The sequence below is a fragment of the Algibacillus agarilyticus genome, from assembly GCF_003286125.1.
GTDB lineage: Bacteria > Pseudomonadota > Gammaproteobacteria > Enterobacterales > Alteromonadaceae > Algibacillus > Algibacillus agarilyticus.
Map to the genome: position 1 here is coordinate 43,785 of NZ_QMED01000016.1, position 17,585 is coordinate 61,369.

Sequence of the window (17,585 nt, forward strand, 5' to 3'; positions counted from 1 at the left end):
GTGACTATTTTCATCATTGTTGATGTTCTACGTTTTTGCTTGTTTAGGTTGGTAAATTTTATATTAGCTTAGCTAAGTGAAATACTCGAAATAATGGGTTTTATGGGAGGAGTTGATTATTTCCTGCAGATAACCATATTAACGCTATATTAAAAGATAAGCCTTAAGGTTTTTTATTGAATTTAGGTAGGATTAGGTGTTTATTATGTCGTTGTGCAAAGTTAGCCATTAGTATGATTGTGTTAAAAGTATCTGTTTACTGGTATGTATTGGCGGTGTGTTTGTTATTAAACACGTTTGTGTCTATGGCCTTGGCTGATATCCAAAAAATTAAGATTGCGACGTCACGTTATCACAGTGCTAAGTATTTACAGTTAGTTAAACAACAACCTTGTTATAAACAACAAGAAACAACGTTTACCACTCCGTATCGCGGTGCAATAGAAATCCATCTTTTATGTCAGTTGTTTAACGCCGTTAACTTTAAAACTGAATTTCAATTTATTCCTGCATTTGATTATAGCCACGCCGTACGTATGGTCGAAGAAGGCGAAGCCGACATGATAGGTGAAACGACGTGGTCTAATACGGTTAGCCCTCATGTTTTGCAAAGTGAGCCAATTTACCGAAAAAATGAATATATTTTGGGTTTATATACCAGCCCTGATCGCGCTAAGCAGTTACAAATAATGAGCGTGGATGATCTTAACGGTTTGGTTGGCGTATCAAACAAACTCTGGGTCAATGATTGGCGTTTGCTTAATGCGATGCCGCTGCGAAAAAACATTTCTAAGCGAACGGCATTTGAAATGTTTAGCTTTGTTAAGCGCGGTTATGCTGATTTTGTTTTATGGCCCTTTTATTTTCAAGAAGACAATTTCGCTTATACTTTAACCCCAATTGAAAACTTTCCAGAAGGGCACTTTCGTTTAGTTCCCGTCGCTAATGTTAAAGTAACAGTTCCTTATTCTCGTCATTATATTGTGTCGAAACATAGCCAGAGTGGTCAGGTCATTATACGTAGCTTAAATAAGGCGATTAAGCAATTTCGGTCTAAAGGTAAGATCCGCCAGTATTATATAGACTCTGGCTTTTTTAATGAGCAGGTTGATCGTTGGACACCGTTAAATTTATCTGTCGATTAAGCGTAAGGATCCATCATTTGATATGCACCGTGTGATATGCACCGTGTGATGTCAAACTATCCGGCTTACCCTACTAAAATTAAACTTCTCATAAAGTAGCTAACTTAAAGTTATAGGTTTAATAATGCCTGTCCTGCACGATGTTTGACATAGAGGATAATTTATTATTCTTTATATTTGGCGTCTGCGGTATATGGGCGCTAATTATTCTACATACGGGCCTTTTAATTAAGCTTTTAGAACGGGTATTAAGTTTAAAAAATAAATAGTTATTATTAATGAATGTCTGTTTACAAAACGATGGGTCTGTTTTTCATAATCATAATGAACGTAGTAAAAATTAAAAAGGCTTACACCAATGATGTAAGCCTTTAAGGGCGGTGCGTCTCTTAATGAGCTGCTTTAGTCACGTTTAGTGTGAGTTATGGCTCAAGTCCCAAATCAATAATTTGCAAGTGTAATGGCAGTGAATTACCCGTGCCACGCTCCATTAAAAAGTAATAGGCTTTGCCATCTTTTATATGAATGGTGCCGTGATCAAACTGGGTACCGCCTTTTTGTTGGTACATCGGGACAAAATCATTAGTGCCGCCTTTGGCCTTTTCGACGTAAGGGTAACCCTTGTTTAAACCGATGATGAAAATGTCATCCCCTGCAGTATAAATTGAATCACCACCGGTAAAATCGGTAGAGATCTTAAATTCATCCGATCCCGCAGGCTTATATGCATGAATAGCAATGTTTTCAAAATCTGGGCGTTTAGCTTTAGAAGAACGCACTTTACTAATGAAATGAATATCTTCATTTTTGGTCACGGTCCAGTCGAATCCACCCACGATATACACCGAATTTGGCTCTTGATGGCTTATGTAATCACCGGGCTCAAACACTTTAATTTCGTCAGAGTTTACTAAAGGCCATGTCATCGGTTGCCCTTTGTGGTTCTTCCAGCTACCCATGCCATCGGGATGATCTGAGTAGGCGTAATAGACGCCATTTTGATATTTATAACGGTCTTTGTTATTCGCACTGCGTTGCTGAAAACCAACTCTGAGTTTGCCGTTGACGTACTTCATGTAACCATACAAGCCCCAGTTATATGGGTGGCCATGTGTCTTTTGGTCTTTATGGTTGAATGGCGTAAATCGAGTCCAGCGTTGATTGGCCGCGTCATATTTATTGAAATAATAAGCACCATTGTTATTACCACCCCAACGCATGTAGTGAATTAAGGAGCCATCTTCACTGGTATAAAATTTAGGATAAGTTAAAGCAACAAAATTTTCTTTGTCTTCTAGGCTTCCAGTCATGGTTAGGTGTTTATAATCGTCAGGGCCTTCACTCACAGCGCTGGTATCTTTGACAAACTGATTTAATGTAAAGGCCTCATCACTAACTTCTGCTGCGCCAACAACGGAGTAGGAGTAACGGAAATAATCATTGATAAAACGACCTTTAAATCTGTCATTGATCGTATCATCACGATAGGCGTGCATGTCGTACACCATATGAATTGTACCGTTGATAGGACTAATCGCTAAACCAATGGTGTTGTGCGATTCACCGACCAATGGATCACCCCGAAAACCAGTATGACGATGCGGGAACTCAATTGTTTTAACACTGCCGGTTTTCGTATTTAACCGTGACAGCATGACATTCCTATTCGATTTTCCACCTTTGTACCAGGTCATGAATACGTAATGTTTATAGGGTTTAACGGCATCACCATGGGCTGAAATATTCTTCCCAAAAAAGTAATCGTAAGCGTCACCTTTTGCAGGGTTTTCAAAGGTTTTACCGTTTAATTTTTTGCCATCAAAGTGTAAAGCGCCATCGGTGATTTTGGTTTGGCTCACTAATGTAACCTCTGCCGACTTTGTTGGTTTTTGCGATGCACATCCTGTTAATACCGTTAAGGCTATCAAGCTTGTGAGCGATAGTAAGCGTAAAACACTCAATCTATTCATTAAATATTGTTTCCATTAGTTTATGAGACAAGTGAAAGTATTGTGATTTAGCATAACCCAGTTGTGGATTGCATAATGTTATTTTGTCATTACTTTATTCGGTAACTATTTTATTTTATATCCGGTGTGGCATTTGTACAAATGTTTAAAGCTTTGGTGATTTGATTCGCTATTAAAATTTTAACGCTGGTTTTGCAAGATATTTATATTAAATCTTTTATATTCAGGTTTGACTGTTTTTTATACTCAAGCACTTCAATATGCGTGTTGAGCATATGAAGTAACCTGGCAGCATAAAACTAGTATGAATAGGAAACGTTAACACCAACCGTAGTGGGTTGCTCAAGGTACTTCAAACGTTCAGGTATAGCATGAGAAGACCCCGTGCTGACATAATATAATTTTTTAGAACGGGTGATGTTATCAATAAATAACGACCAATTAATGAGTCGATCATTATCTAATTGCCAGTGATAAGTTAGCGACATATTGACGTTGTAATCAAATTTGTAAGCATCATTATTGTCTAACAACCGACGCTCATTTTCAAAAATACGTTTCTGCTCTTGAAAAATAATATGCTCTTGTGCGGATAATGTGCTGGTATCAACGTTATCGTAAGCGTTTTGGTACATGTGCATTTCGTCATAACTGCCGTCGTACCCCCAATAAAGCTGCGAACTAAGTTGTGCAACGACTGTATTGTCTAAAAACTTGGCGGTGACAATTAATTTAGTGACATTTTCGGGAATGTTATTTAAACCATCGCCGTAGCTTTCTAAACTAAGGGGGATGTCGCCTCGCGATTGATAATTGTAATCTGAAAAGGAGATGTTGTTTTTATTGCTGCCATTTTTTAAGGCTTCATTCATTTCTACATCAAGCGGTTTGATATAAGCATGGTTTAACACGAAATCAATATTATCTTTTTTATAATTGAGTTCTACATCAATACCAAAAAGTTGATAATCACTTAAAAATTGTAAATCGCCGCCCGTAAAACCAATGGCATGAATATCGTTGTAATAACCTCTTACGTTGATAGAGGTATTCGCTAATAATTTACTATTTAATGAAACCTCAACGCCATCAATCGACTCATGATCGGTATTACGGCTACCTTGGTTTTGTAAGTTATATACATGTTGAGCTCGCAGTGGCATCATTCTTAATGCGCGTTGCGCGATAACGACCAGTGTATTATCCGAGTCTAATTGATTAACCCAAGCCAATCTGGGTGAATACATGGTGCTGGCAATATCGGGTGAATCAATTCGGTGCGAGTAAGTAATTTTATTAACGTCAGATATTTTATAGCTTGCTTCGAGTAAATGTGTGTAGGTTTCGGTGGTGATCCCTTTACCAATTTCGATACTATTGCTTTCATTTAATCGGGGTGTTGCAGAGGCACCTTGGGTATAAACACTCGTATTTAAGTTGCTAATTAAATTAGCGCCTTCTCTGATCCAGATATGGTCGTCACTTTTGTGCCAAGGCGATCGGACTAATGTTTTTGTGTATTCAATGCCGGTTACAACATCAAATTGCGCCCATCCTGTGTATTTAAATAATGAATTGGCGGTAAAGCGTTCTTGTGAAAACGCATAATCTTTTATATTGTTTGGGTGTTGCCATTCTGACTGATTGCTAATGTGGTTCCAGCGAATATATTCTTGATTATCGTATGTAAAAGCATTGCTTATATTTAGAGACGCGTTAAGGTCATAGTTATGATTAACTGACGCAATAAAACTGCGTAACCCGACTTGGCGACGATTTTGTCTTTCTTGATTGCCATTAGCTTGCACTATATTTTTATTTGTAAAATGGTGGCTTTGGCCTGACTGGGTATACCGTAACCAGGCATTCAAATTTTCACCATAATTTAAATCAAAATGCGCTTTTATCTGCGGCCTAGAAAACGTATCGGCTAAATAGTCTTGCGCGGGTAACGTATCGTTCGGACGTTGGCCTAAATATCGATTGTCGGTATTTTCTTGGTAACCCAATACAAAATAATCTGGATTTTTTAAACCATCAGATTCTCGATGTGATAAAAAAGAGTAAAGTGAAAGCTCATCCCACGTTTTTTTAAACTGTATGCTACCGCCTTTACTGCGGTAGCTGTCATTCGCTGATAAATTAACATTGAAGTGTGGTGCTTGATCATTAGCACTTTTGGTAATGATATTTATGACGCCAGCTATCGCCCCTGAGCCATACGTGACAGAGCCCGGACCTCGAACGACTTCAATTTTTTCTATATCGTGTAGATCCCATTGGTCTAGCTCTGTAATTGCGCCTTCGTAGACCATATTCGTGATATTTTTGCCATTAACTAATAGTAATAATTTGTAGTTTTCGGCAGCAATGTGACCCCGCAAGCCAATTTTATCACCTTCGGAATGCGCCATAACCAGTAAGCCGGGAACATATTGCTCTAATAATGCCGTAAGATTTTTAGCAGGTGAGTAAATTATTTGTTCTTGTCTGATTAGCGTAACGGCTGACGCGGTACCTTTGAAATTTGATTTTGATAAGCTGCTGGTAGATATTTTTATCGTCATTAATTCTTCGAGCGACATTTGAAATATATCGTTTGCATTTTCAGCTGATACGGCATTTAACGGCATCGCTAAAAAAAACAAACTTAAATAGGGTCGAAGTAATGATTGTCGATAGTTTTTTAACACGGCTAGCTCGTTAAAGGTTATTTAAATTTAATTGAATAGTATTTTTATGCCGCTAAATATAGGCTAAAAAGGCGCTGAGGTCACTTTTTAGGTTAGTTTTTAATGCTTTTATAGATAAACCAATAAAAGCACTAAAAATAAAATGAGGGCAAGTCAGCTATAAAGAGAACAGATGCATGCAGTGTGGTATTAGGTTCATCATCAATTTTTATGTAACTGATTGATGCGCCCAGTTCAAAAGAGTCGTTTATTGCAGAGTGAGCACTGGTTTTTATGCCTAAGCCATTATCAATTGGGTATATATCGTTTTCGCGGTGTTTGATGTTGCAGGTAAACCGCTTACAATGAAAGCATTGCAAGCCAATAATAAATAAGGACTCTGTTTTGTCACAAAAATCTAATTGGAACGCGCCATCTATTTATCAAATTGCCTGTGAATTGGCAGATATTGCTGTCGCTGAGCAACAAAAATTAACGACCGAAATTAAACCCGATAACTCCATTGTTACGCAAGCTGATAAGTTAGTTGAAGATACGGCAATTGCGGCATTAGCTGATCCAGAGAATAATACGTTTGTTATTGGTGAAGAAACCATAAAAGAATTAAGCCAAGCTGAGTTAGATCAAGCATTAGCCGGCAATTGTTATATTATCGACCCGATAGACGGAACGGTACCTTATGCTTCATTAGTGCCTTTGTGGGGAGTTTCGATTGGTTTTGCTTGTGAAGGCACAATATCTGATGGTTGTATTGTTTTGCCAGGCACATATGAGGCTATTATTACTCACAATGGCCAAACCTTGTATGGTCAAGGTGTTGGCAAGTTACCCCGCTTTGAAGAATTGCAAGTTGTTTCACCTGAACTAAAAAATAATGGCGATCATCCATCGCGAGTCTTAGTTATTAACCAATTAATTGCTAAGACCAAAACCGTTGAAGGCCTTAACCGAGGCGTTACTACCTATTATAGTGTGGTGTTTCCTTATGTTTATTTGGCTTTAGGTCGTATGGCGGGTATTTGTGCTGGGTTAAATATTTGGGACGCCGCAGCAGGCAGTGCGATTTTACGTAACTTAGGTTTTGATCAACGTTTTATTGATGGCACGCTGCTTAGTTTTCAGATCACACAAGATTATGATTTTTCTAAATTTAAACAAGGGCAAGCTCGTTCAAAGCAAATGATGATTGTGTCGAAAGATCAGCCATTTAGTGAAGAACTGGCGAGTTGCATAAAATAACGAGTTTACTCTTGCTAGCCTGAACCGTATTGCCGTATAGCCGTTTTGTGTTGGTTTGACTTGTTCAATAATCGATTGGATCGCATCGGTATTTTTTACATCGTTTGATTTTATAGTCTTCTCGCTCAGGTTTTATGGTTCATTGTCAGCGCTTACTCTCGACTTTGGCTCCTGCGTCGTTCTAACACCTAAATCCATTTAGGCGGCCCCAATCACATAGTAGAGCATATGCTCATGGCGTCTCGAAGCTTGCCTGCATGGATGCAGGTAAGGGGCGAGAGCAGGACGCGGTAGCTTTGACGGCTTTGCTTACATGGATGTAAGTACTTAGGTTTCGTCTGGAACTAGAAACCTGCCCCTAAAACCCGATCGCTTTGACTATAGCATGTTATACCCAAGTAAGTTCTGCTCGGTCTAACCAACTTGGGTATCTTATATTTAAGCTCGTTATTTTCTTTTCTGGTGTAGACTTGCGCATCTTTATACCTGTTCGATTTCTTTGCCCGATATACTTACGAGATACTCTTGCTCAACAAGCTAACCCTTAGGAACTTTTATTTATGCTACCCCAAGCTGATTCACTCATTATTCTCGATTTTGAAACCACTGGCTTATCGCCTAATTTAGGTGATAGAGCCATTGAAATCGGTGCCGTTAAAATTGAGAGCGGGCAGGTTGTTGATACATTTCAAGAGCTTATGGACCCCGGTTTTTTGATTAGCTCTTTTATACAAGGTTACACGGGCATTACAAATAGCATGTTAAAAGGCTCTCGTTCATGTTCAACGGTGATGTATGAATTTGCCGATTTTATACGAGGTTCAAACCTGGTTGCGCATAATGCCTCTTTTGATAAGCGCTTTTTGGAACATGAGCTTGAATTAGTGTCGAGCCCGCATACCGGTGGTGAGTTTGCCTGTTCGCTATTGTTGGCGCGACGTATTTATCCTAATGCGCCCAGCCATAAGTTAGGTGAGCTGATCACGTATAAAAATATTCCAGCCAAAGATGGTTTTCACCGTGCGTTATTTGATGCTGAAATGACCGCTAAATTATGGCTCAAGATGATTGAAGATATAAAAATTGAATATCAACTTGCTGAAGTGCCTTTTAAACTCATCATGCGGATCTGCAAAGCGCCAAAAGGTAGTATCGGCAAGGTAATTGAAAAATGGATACGTGTACACGTTAACGGCTAACCCTAAAGGCTCATCATGAAAACTGAACCGCAAGATCCGCAAAGTGCATTAAAAAGTTTGTTACCGATATTTGCGTTAGTAAAGCAGTATAAGTGGATGGCATTAAGCGCTTTGCTTGCTTTATTGTTAACCGCGGGTGTTAGTTTATCCTTGGGCCAGGGCGTTAAAATGGTGATTGACCAAGGGTTTATTGCGGGGTCAGCAGAGCAATTAAGTCAAACGATTTTAATGTTAGTGGCCATGATTAGCTTACTGGCGATAGGCACTTTTGTTCGCTTTTATTTGATGTCGTGGTTAGGTGAACGGGTGAGTGCTGATTTGCGCAAAGCAGTCTTCGAAAAAATCATTTATTTACATCCGAGTTATTTTGAAGAAAACCGCAGCGGTGAGTTAATGTCGCGTTTAACAACCGATACGACATTGTTGCAATCCATTGTTGGCTCTTCATTTTCAATGGCTTTACGCAGCGCATTAACACTCGTTGGTGGTTTATTCATGTTGCTGTTAACAAGCTTTAAATTAACGCTTTTGGTCTTAGCGAGCGTACCGATTGTGTTAATCCCGATGTTTATTTTTGGCCGGAAAGTCAAAAAATTAGCCGTGAGCAGTCAAGATGCGATTGCTGATATCGGCACATATGCCGGCGAAATTATTCAAAATATCAAAGTGGTTCAGAGTTATACACACGAAGCACAAGAGCAGGGCGCTTTTTCGGGCGAAGTTGAAAAAGCGTTTAATGTGGCTAAACAACGCATTAAACAGCGTTCATATTTGATTGCGGCGGTGATCTTTTTAACATTTGCCTCTATTAGTATCATGCTTTGGGTTGGGGGCATGGATGTGCTCGAAGGCAATATGTCGGGTGGTGAGCTGGGGGCTTTTGTTTTTTATGCCATCATGGTTGCAATGTCGATGGCGACAATCGCCGAAGTGTACGGTGAATTGCAACGAGCAGCGGGAGCTGCTTCTCGTTTACTTGATTTATTGAAAGTTGAAAGTGCGATTGTTGACCCCGATCAACCAATGAGTTTATTAGCGCAAGATGTCATGAATCAGCCGGTGATCAGCTTTAATAATGTGTCTTTTTGTTACCCTTCAAGGCCCGATGTACCCGCCTTAAAAAATATTAATTTGGCTATTTATCGTGGACAAACGGTTGCGTTAGTTGGTCATTCGGGTGCCGGTAAAACCACTTTATTTGAATTGTTACAACGCTTTTATGACCCTTTGTCTGGACGCATTGAATTTAGTGGCTGCAATATCACTGATATTAGTTTAACGACGTTACGAGAATCAATGGGGATGGTATCGCAGCACCCTGTGTTGTTTAGTAGTGACGTATGGCACAACATTAAATATGGCAAACCGCAGGCGAGCGAAGCCGACATAAAAAATGCAGCAACTCAAGCGCATGCCAATGAGTTTATTGATCAGTTGCCACAAGGGTATGCTAGCTTTTTAGGCGAGCAAGGTGTGCGATTATCGGGTGGACAAAAGCAACGAATTGCGATTGCCAGAGCTATTTTGAAAAACCCCGATATTTTATTGTTAGATGAAGCGACAAGTGCATTAGATGCCGAGAGTGAGTTTCATGTGCAAGCCGCATTAAAAACCGTTATGCAAAATCGCACAACGTTAATTATTGCTCATCGATTAGCTACGGTGGTGCATGCTGACTTAATTGTTGTGATGGAGCAAGGCGAAATAATTGCAACGGGTACGCATACGGGTTTACTTGAATCGTCGAGTGTTTATAAACGTTTGTGTGAATTACAATTTGATAAAGCGAATAAAAATTAATGGAAACCATTTGTAAAGGATGTGGCCAAGCATTTGGTTGCGATGTTGATAAAATACGAGGCCATGATGACTTAGGTGTTGATGTTGACAATACTGCTCTTCAAGATAAGGATCTTCAAAATATTGATAGTCAAAGCTCGAAGCGTGTTTGTTGGTGTATGACGCGAACACGTATTAAAGAGCTACCGCCTTTACCTATCGACTTAAACTTTAAACACGCGAGTTGTTATTGCGAAACGTGTTTGAATAAGCAAACCGGCAGCCGATTAGCGCATTTGTATCAGCAGCATACATTACCCGAGCTGTTGGCTATTGCTAAGCGGTATCGGAATGAAAACCCACATAGTGTTGCTTTAGTCGAACATATTGATTTTACGATTGAGAAGGGGTTTCATGTGTTTAGTCGTTGGTTTCATTTAAAAAGAGGTACATGTTGTGGTAATGGTTGTAAACATTGCCCTTATGGCTCTGCTGATTAACCTGAGGTTGGTATGAGGGGGTGTGTCGTTATTATTAATAAAAGTAGGGTGAACGCGCAGCCCCAGTAGAGAGCCGCGCATTCGGGGGGAGACTGTTTTTAATCAATCATCTCGATTTGAATTTCTTCTAAAATAGTACTGATTTCGGGTAGACAAGAACCACAACCAGTACCGGCTTCAGTTTCTTGGCTTACCGCTTCAGGTGTGCATAATTTTTTATCTTTTATGGCATTGCAAATCGTTTTGTAACCGACGTTTTTACAAGCACAGACTTTGCGGCCAACCGCATAACGACCTTGCGCTTCACCCGATAAAATAGACCCCATTTCTTCGGTTTCTAATGGCTCGCCTAATAGCTCAGACAACCACTCTAAATCTTGCTTATGCTGACCGCCAAATAAACGTGGGGCAACCATAACACAGGCGGCAACGGCTGCATTATTAAGAGCGGCAAAACGCACTAAACCCGAATTAGGGTTACTGAAACTCAGTTTTTGATGATGTGCAACTTGGCAATGTGCGTTAATGAGATTTTCGGCAAATGTGTTTGAATCAAGTTGGCTGGCGATACGATATAAATAACCATGCTCGATTTTTTGTTTAACCCAATATTCAGCATCAACCGAATCTAGTTCTTCGCGTGTCACTAAAATAGCTTCGCTTTGATAAAACCAAGGCTCAATTTTAACTGGGGTATGTTTAAACTCAGGTTGGCCCGAGAATGCATCAAATTCTGAACTGACGACGGTGTTAATTCGGCCTTGGCTGGATAACACATCTGTCCAATGCATGGGGGCAAAAGTATCCCCTTCTCTAACCGTTTCACTAACGATAACGCGAAGCGTGGCAGAGCCTAAATCACTGCTTACCAAAGCAAGTGTTCTGTCTTGCAAGCCTAATGTTTTGGCATCTTCAGGATGAACATTAATATATGCTTCTGGTGTGTGATTGTTTAAGCGGCTCGACATGGCGGTGCGTGTCATCGTATGCCATTGATCACGAATTCGGCCTGTATTTAAAATGAAAGGGTATTCGATGCTGCATTTACGTGCCGCATCTTGATACGTTACCGCAATAAAGTTTGCTTTTTTATCGGGCGTACTAAAACCACCTTCAGCGAAAAATCGTGCGGTACCTTGAGGGTTTTCATCATTCATTGGCCATTGAAAAGGTGCTAGCGCGTCATATTCATCTTGGCTTATTTTTCCGAGTGTACCGATATTGAATGCACGGTCGCCGGTATTTTTATAAGCGGATAAGCGGGCGTGTTCGGCAAATATCTCGGCTTCGTGCAAATAACTAAATTCAGCGGCGTAGCCCATTTGTTGTGCGACTTTACTGATTATTTTCCAATCGGGTAAGGCTTCACCGGCGGCGGGTAGCAAGTTGCGTTGACGAGAAATTCGACGTTCTGAATTGGTTACCGTGCCTGATTTTTCTGACCAGCCTTGTGCTGGTAATTTTATATCGGCGAAGCGCATGGTGTCGGTGTCGCTGTAGCAATCTGAAACAATCACAAGAGGGCACTTTTCGAGTGCGCGCTTAACTTGATCGGCGTTTGGCAAACTAACGACTGGATTTGTCGCCATTACCCAAACGGCTTTGATTTCACCTTGTTCAATTTTTTCAAACAAATCAACCGCTTTTAGACCCGCTGTATCCGTGATTTTATCTGTGTTCCAGAATTCGCCGACGAGCGCGCGGTGATCTTCATTTGTATATTCCATATGAGAGGCGAGCATATTGGCTAAGCCACCCACTTCTCGTCCGCCCATTGCGTTTGGTTGGCCTGTTACCGAGAATGGACCTGCACCTTCATAACCTATCGTCCCGGTCGCAAGGTGACAGTTAATGATACTGTTTACTTTATCACTACCGTGCGTTGATTGATTTACGCCCATAGTGAAGGCTGTCAATGGTTTATCTGTTTCAGTGTATAAATATAAAAAGGCGCTTAGCTCTTTTTCAGTTACACCGAGTAATTCGATTAAGTCGTCATCATTTGTGTATTCGGCTTTTGCGCTGGCTAATGCGGCGTCAAGGCCATTCGTATGTTGAGCGGTATAATCTTGATTTATTTTGCCCTTGCGCTCGATTTCGATTAATAGACGATTGAATAAAGCGACATCAGTGCCCGGTTTAATAGCAAGATGTAAATCGGCTATATCGCAACTATCGGTACGACGAGGATCAACAACAATGAGCTTAACATTTGGGTTTTTGGCTTTAGCGGCTTTAATACGTTGAAATAAAATAGGGTGTGCCCAAGCCAGGTTTGAACCAACGAGCGTGATGACTTCGGCATGATCTAAATCGTCGTAACAAATTGGAACGATATCTTCACCAAATGCACGTTTGTGGCCCACTACTGCCGATGACATACATAAACGTGAGTTTGTATCAATATTGTTGTTACCAATGAACCCTTTAATTAACTTGTTTGCTACGTAATAGTCTTCAGTTAATAACTGGCCAGAAACGTAAAAAGCGACAGAGTTGACGCCATGTTCTTTGATTGTTTTACTTAAGCCTTCTGCGGCTGCATTAATCGCTTGATTCCATTCAACCTGCTTATTATCAATAACCGGGTGCAGCAGGCGTCCTGTTTGACTCAATGTTTCGCCTAAGGCTAAACCTTTTGAGCAGAGCTTTCCATAATTGGCAGGGTGGTTTTCATCACCTTCTATGGTTACTTTGTTATTTAAAATCTCTGCTTTAATACCACACCCTACGCCACAGTACGCACAGGTAGTATTTATCATTTTTGCTTCAGCCATCGTCAAACTCTTCTCATCTACGTCGTTGTATTGCGGGATGTAAATGCAATTTATAAACCAATATTTATAATACCTAGACTGGTTTTTTGTATCCATTTGATTTTAAAGGGGTATTATGGTTTTCGTGCTATTGAATTTCCCTTAGTTGGTGAATAAATAATGAGCATTAATCTCATTATATATTCATAATCCCGTTTTTGCGCATTGTATTGGTGCATCGCACCACTGTGGTGGTGAAAGAGGTATAGAAAAGTTTTCTACATCTATAGTATTAATTTAATGTTAGATTGCCAAATAAAACAAAGTTTTAGTTTAAGTAATTGAAAGTTATATCTTTTATTTTTCATGTAAAAATATTTAACAAAGTTGGTATTGTAATTGCTTTATCTGACTCAAGACATGCAGCCAAAAGGGTGCATGATTATTTTGAGTAGGCAGTTATGAATAAATCAACGAAGATAAATTCAAACTATGGCAAAGTTGCTTTAGTTGGTGCTGGACCTGGCGATGCAGATTTACTAACCGTAAAAGCATTAAGGTCTATTCAGACCGCTGACATTATTATATATGATAATCTTGTTAGTACTGAAATACGCAGTCTTTTTCCTAAAGAGTCAGTTGCACTCTATGTTGGTAAAGCGAAAGGCCAACACTATTTAACACAAGATGAAATTAATCATTTATTAATCGATCGCGCACAGCAAGGGTATTCTATTTGTCGCTTAAAAGGCGGTGACCCTTTTGTTTTTGGTCGCGGTGGAGAAGAAGTTTTAGCCCTTAAGGCACGCAACATTGATGTTGAAATTGTACCCGGTATCACCGCTGGTATTGGTGCAAGCACTTATGCAGGTATTCCTGTTACTCACCGTGGAATTTCACAAGGTTGTACATTTGTAACCGCACATGGTGAAAAAAGTTTAGATTTAGATTGGCAAGCGATGGCGGCCTTAAACCACACGCTTGTTTTTTATATGGGATTAAGCAAATTACCACTTATTACAAGTGAGCTTACCCGCTTCGGATTGTCTGCTGATACGCCAGCTGCCTTAATTGAAAGAGGTTGTCAGCAATCTCAGCGTGTTTTCACTACAACGCTAGCCGAACTCAGTGACGTTGCTAAAGCAAACGAGCTGCAATCACCTTCTTTGGTGGTTGTGGGTCAAGTCGTTTCTCTAGCTGAGCCTTTGCACTGGTTTGGTACAACTCAACATCATTCATCTATTTCGAGCTTCGACCACGAAGTATTAGCCGAAATGCAATTATCAGCCTAACGGGGAGATCTACACTATGGCTACTAAACAAAAAATTATTGTTGTTGGTAACGGAATGGTCGGGCATAAGTTTATTGATAACTTAATCCACCATCCAGATTATGAAAACTTTGAAGTCGTTACATTTTCAGAAGAACCACGCCTTGCATATGACCGTGTTGGTCTTTCATATTATTTCGCAGGTAAAACTGCTGACGACTTAATGCTGACTTCGGGCGATTATTATGACGAGCATGGCGTTCGTTTTATTGTTAAAGATAAAGTAATCACGATTGATAAAGCCGCTAAGACTATTACAACGGCTAGCGGTCGTGTAGAAAGCTACGACAAGTTAGTATTGGCAACGGGGTCATTCCCGTTTGTCCCGCCAATCCCTGGTAAAGATCAAGATCATTGCTTGGTTTATCGTACGATTGAAGATTTAGAAGCGATTACAGCGTCATCTAAAGTAAGTAAGACCGGTGTTGTTGTTGGTGGTGGCCTATTAGGGCTTGAAGCGGCAAATGCTTTAACTAATTTAGGTGTTGATACTCACGTTGTTGAATTTGCTCCACGCTTAATGGCTGTTCAGTTAGATGAAGGCGGCGGAACTTTATTACGTAACAAAATAGAAAATTTAGGAGTGGGTGTTCACACTGAAAAGAATACTAAAGAGATTGTTGCTGGCGAAACAAGTCGCTACCGCATGAACTTTGCTGATGGCTCTTTCCTTGAAACTGACATGATTTTATTCTCTGCGGGTATTCGCCCACAAGATGAGTTAGCGCGTCAATTTGATTTAGAAATTGGTGAGCGTGGCGGTATTGTTGTAAACGATAGCTGTCAAACATCTGATGAGAATATTTATGCAATTGGTGAGTGTGCTTTATGGCAAGGCCGTATTTTTGGTCTAGTTGCGCCTGGTTACACTATGGCTAAAGTTGCTGTTTCGCACCTTACTGGTGGTGACGAAGAGTTTAAAGGTGCCGATATGAGCACCAAGCTTAAATTATTAGGTATAGACGTAGCAAGTATTGGTGATTGTCATGGCCGTACTGAAGGTTCACTAAGCTATACCTATTCAGACGATAAAGCGGAAGTGTATAAGCGTTTAGTTGTTTCACCTGACAATAAGAAAATTATTGGTGCCGTATTAGTCGGTGATGTTGAAGCTTACAGCACTATGTTACCAATGATGCTTGAAGGCATGGACATCCCCGGTTCGCCTGAAGCTATGATTTTACCAACAACTGAAGGCGCGCCTGCTTTAGGTGTTGATGCATTACCTGATTCAGCTATGATTTGTTCATGTCACGATGTAACTAAAGGTGACCTAGTTGAAGCTATTCAAGGTGGTTGTCATGAATTAGGTGACCTTAAATCTTGTACTAAAGCTGGTACGGGTTGTGGTGGTTGTGCTGCTATGGTCGGCCAAGTCCTTAATAATGAGTTAGGCAAATTAGGTATTGAAGTTAATACTGATCTTTGTGAACATTTTGAATATAGCCGTAAAGAGTTATTCGATATTGTTCGCAGTAAAGATATTAATACATTTGACGAGTTAATTGAAAGTCATGGTACGGGTCGTGGTTGTGAAATTTGTAAACCAACAATTGGTTCAATGTTAGCGACTAAAAATAACGAATATGTATTAACTGATGACAACATTAGCTTACAAGATACCAATGATATCTTCTTAGGCAACATGCAACGTGACGGTACTTATTCTGTTGTTCCACGTATTGCGGGTGGTGAAATTAAGCCTGAACAATTAATTGTTTTGGGTGAAATAGGTCGCGACTTTAACCTTTACACTAAGATTACCGGTGGCCAACGTATCGATTTCTTCGGTGCGCAATTACATGAATTGCCTGTTATTTGGGAGCGCTTGGTTAATGCTGGTTTCGAAACCGGTCAAGCTTATGGTAAGTCATTACGTACGGTTAAATCATGTGTGGGTAGCACTTGGTGTCGTTATGGCATGCTAGATTCTGTCTCAATGGCGGTTAACTTAGAGCTACGTTATAAAGGTTTACGCTCGCCACATAAATTCAAAATGGGTGTTTCGGGTTGTACACGTGAGTGTGCTGAAGCGCAAGGTAAAGATATAGGTGTGATTGCGACTGATAAAGGTTGGAACCTTTATGTGTGTGGTAATGGTGGAATGAAACCTCGTCATGCCGATTTATTTGCGTCAGATTTAGATGATGAGACACTCATTAAGTATATTGACCGTGTTGTTATGTTCTACTGTCATACGGCAGATCGTTTGCAACGTACTTCTGTTTGGATGGATAACTTAGAAGGTGGCGTTGAGTACCTTAAAGAAGTTGTTATCGACGATAAATTGAATATTGGTGCTTCACTTGAAGCCGATATGCAAAAAGTTATCGATACTTATGAGTGTGAATGGAAAGCGACTATTAATAACCCTGAGCGCTTGAAACGTTTTGCTCATTTCATTAACTCTGATGCAACAGATGATAACTTGGCTTATGTTGAGCTACGTGGTCAAGAAAAAGGTCGTATCATGACTGATGATGAGCGTGAACGTGCAGCGAAAGGTGAAGAGATAATAGTCACTGAAGTATAAATATCATTTTTGATAAGGCTCAGCATCGATACCTGAGCCTTATAGACTATTTTTTATAGCATGTATTGTTTACATGGTGTGTACAAAATTATTTTAGAGGTTATTCCCCATGAGCTGGACAACAGTTTGTAAATTTACCGATTTAGTTGCAGATACCGGTGTATGTGCATTACACGAAGGCCAACAAGTTGCGATTTTTTTAGAAAAGTCAGAGCAAAAAGTTTATGCGATTTCAAATCATGATCCTATTGGCAAAGCGAATGTGCTTTCACGTGGTTTAATTGCCGATGTTAAAGGGGTATTCACGGTCGCATCGCCTTTATATAAGCAGCACTTTGTTTTAGCAACCGGTGAATGCTTAGAAGAACCTGAGCATTCTGTTAAGGCTTTTGAAGTACGCGTGCAAGACGGCGAAGTTCAATTAGCAAATTCTTAATATT

Annotated in this window: 11 protein-coding genes; 8 read left to right on the forward strand and 3 right to left on the reverse strand. The window is 40.0% G+C overall.

What is annotated here, in order from left to right; all coding sequences use genetic code 11:
- Nucleotides 1–233 precede the first annotated feature (233 nt).
- Nucleotides 234–1,145 carry a transporter substrate-binding domain-containing protein gene (locus DPX34_RS13225; protein ID WP_111978907.1) on the forward strand — a complete coding sequence of 304 codons (912 nt, stop codon included), beginning with the start codon at nt 234–236 and terminating at the stop codon, nt 1,143–1,145.
- A 422-nt stretch (nt 1,146–1,567) separates the two neighbouring features.
- Here the strand turns inward: DPX34_RS13225 and DPX34_RS13230 are convergent, their stop codons facing one another.
- Both DPX34_RS13230 and DPX34_RS13235 read right to left on the reverse strand, forming a co-directional pair.
- Complete coding sequence (locus DPX34_RS13230; RefSeq protein ID WP_111978908.1) at nt 1,568–3,115, reverse strand: BNR-4 repeat-containing protein; 1,548 nt, start codon at nt 3,113–3,115, stop codon at nt 1,568–1,570.
- Between the two features lie 299 nt (nt 3,116–3,414).
- Complete coding sequence (locus DPX34_RS13235) at nt 3,415–5,808, reverse strand: TonB-dependent receptor plug domain-containing protein (RefSeq protein ID WP_111978909.1); 2,394 nt, start codon at nt 5,806–5,808, stop codon at nt 3,415–3,417.
- Between the two features lie 384 nt (nt 5,809–6,192).
- Here DPX34_RS13235 and DPX34_RS13240 point away from each other — a divergent pair, with 384 nt between their 5' ends.
- From DPX34_RS13240 to DPX34_RS13255, 4 genes are all read left to right on the forward strand, one after another.
- Nucleotides 6,193–7,047 carry an inositol monophosphatase family protein gene (locus tag DPX34_RS13240; RefSeq protein ID WP_157964726.1) on the forward strand — a complete coding sequence of 285 codons (855 nt, stop codon included), beginning with the start codon at nt 6,193–6,195 and terminating at the stop codon, nt 7,045–7,047.
- 560 nt (nt 7,048–7,607) lie between these two features.
- Nucleotides 7,608–8,246: a 3'-5' exonuclease gene (locus tag DPX34_RS13245; protein WP_111978912.1), complete on the forward strand. Its 639-nt coding sequence runs from the start codon at nt 7,608–7,610 to the stop codon at nt 8,244–8,246.
- Nucleotides 8,247–8,261: 15 nt separating this feature from the next.
- Nucleotides 8,262–10,046 (forward strand): ABC transporter transmembrane domain-containing protein, encoded by a 1,785-nt coding sequence (locus DPX34_RS13250; RefSeq protein ID WP_111978913.1) that lies wholly within the window; start codon nt 8,262–8,264, stop codon nt 10,044–10,046.
- Nucleotides 10,046–10,525: a C1orf53 family protein gene (locus DPX34_RS13255; RefSeq protein ID WP_232824734.1), complete on the forward strand. Its 480-nt coding sequence runs from the start codon at nt 10,046–10,048 to the stop codon at nt 10,523–10,525. The genes DPX34_RS13250 and DPX34_RS13255 overlap by 1 nt, the downstream gene beginning before the upstream one ends.
- A gap of 98 nt (nt 10,526–10,623) precedes the next feature.
- Here the strand turns inward: DPX34_RS13255 and DPX34_RS13260 are convergent, their stop codons facing one another.
- On the reverse strand, nt 10,624–13,302 hold the full coding sequence (locus tag DPX34_RS13260) for a molybdopterin-dependent oxidoreductase (RefSeq protein WP_111978914.1): 2,679 nt from the start codon (nt 13,300–13,302) through the stop codon (nt 10,624–10,626).
- Nucleotides 13,303–13,742: 440 nt separating this feature from the next.
- Between DPX34_RS13260 and cobA the strand changes: the two genes are divergently transcribed.
- The 3 genes from cobA to nirD all read left to right on the forward strand — a co-directional run bounded on the left by cobA (nt 13,743) and on the right by nirD (nt 17,581).
- A complete protein-coding gene (cobA, locus tag DPX34_RS13265) occupies nt 13,743–14,573 on the forward strand; it encodes a uroporphyrinogen-III C-methyltransferase (RefSeq protein WP_111978915.1) in 831 nt (276 codons plus the stop codon).
- Nucleotides 14,574–14,589: 16 nt separating this feature from the next.
- On the forward strand, nt 14,590–17,145 hold the full coding sequence (gene nirB, locus DPX34_RS13270) for a nitrite reductase large subunit NirB (RefSeq protein ID WP_111978916.1): 2,556 nt from the start codon (nt 14,590–14,592) through the stop codon (nt 17,143–17,145).
- A 109-nt stretch (nt 17,146–17,254) separates the two neighbouring features.
- Entirely contained in the window at nt 17,255–17,581 is a 327-nt protein-coding gene (nirD, locus tag DPX34_RS13275) for a nitrite reductase small subunit NirD (RefSeq protein WP_111978918.1), read from the forward strand.
- Nucleotides 17,582–17,585: the final 4 nt, after the last annotated feature.

What these genes read in the sequence shown, in the direction of transcription:
- DPX34_RS13225 (WP_111978907.1), top strand. Translation starts at nt 234, where the DNA reads ATGATTGTGTTAAAAGTATCTGTTTACTGGTATGTATTGGCGGTGTGT.
- DPX34_RS13230 (WP_111978908.1), bottom strand. Translation starts at nt 3,115, where the DNA reads ATGAATAGATTGAGTGTTTTACGCTTACTATCGCTCACAAGCTTGATA.
- DPX34_RS13245 (WP_111978912.1), top strand. Translation starts at nt 7,608, where the DNA reads ATGCTACCCCAAGCTGATTCACTCATTATTCTCGATTTTGAAACCACT.
- DPX34_RS13250 (WP_111978913.1), top strand. Translation starts at nt 8,262, where the DNA reads ATGAAAACTGAACCGCAAGATCCGCAAAGTGCATTAAAAAGTTTGTTA.
- DPX34_RS13255 (WP_232824734.1), top strand. Translation starts at nt 10,046, where the DNA reads ATGGAAACCATTTGTAAAGGATGTGGCCAAGCATTTGGTTGCGATGTT.
- DPX34_RS13260 (WP_111978914.1), bottom strand. Translation starts at nt 13,302, where the DNA reads ATGGCTGAAGCAAAAATGATAAATACTACCTGTGCGTACTGTGGCGTA.
- cobA (WP_111978915.1), top strand. Translation starts at nt 13,743, where the DNA reads ATGAATAAATCAACGAAGATAAATTCAAACTATGGCAAAGTTGCTTTA.
- nirB (WP_111978916.1), top strand. Translation starts at nt 14,590, where the DNA reads ATGGCTACTAAACAAAAAATTATTGTTGTTGGTAACGGAATGGTCGGG.
- nirD (WP_111978918.1), top strand. Translation starts at nt 17,255, where the DNA reads ATGAGCTGGACAACAGTTTGTAAATTTACCGATTTAGTTGCAGATACC.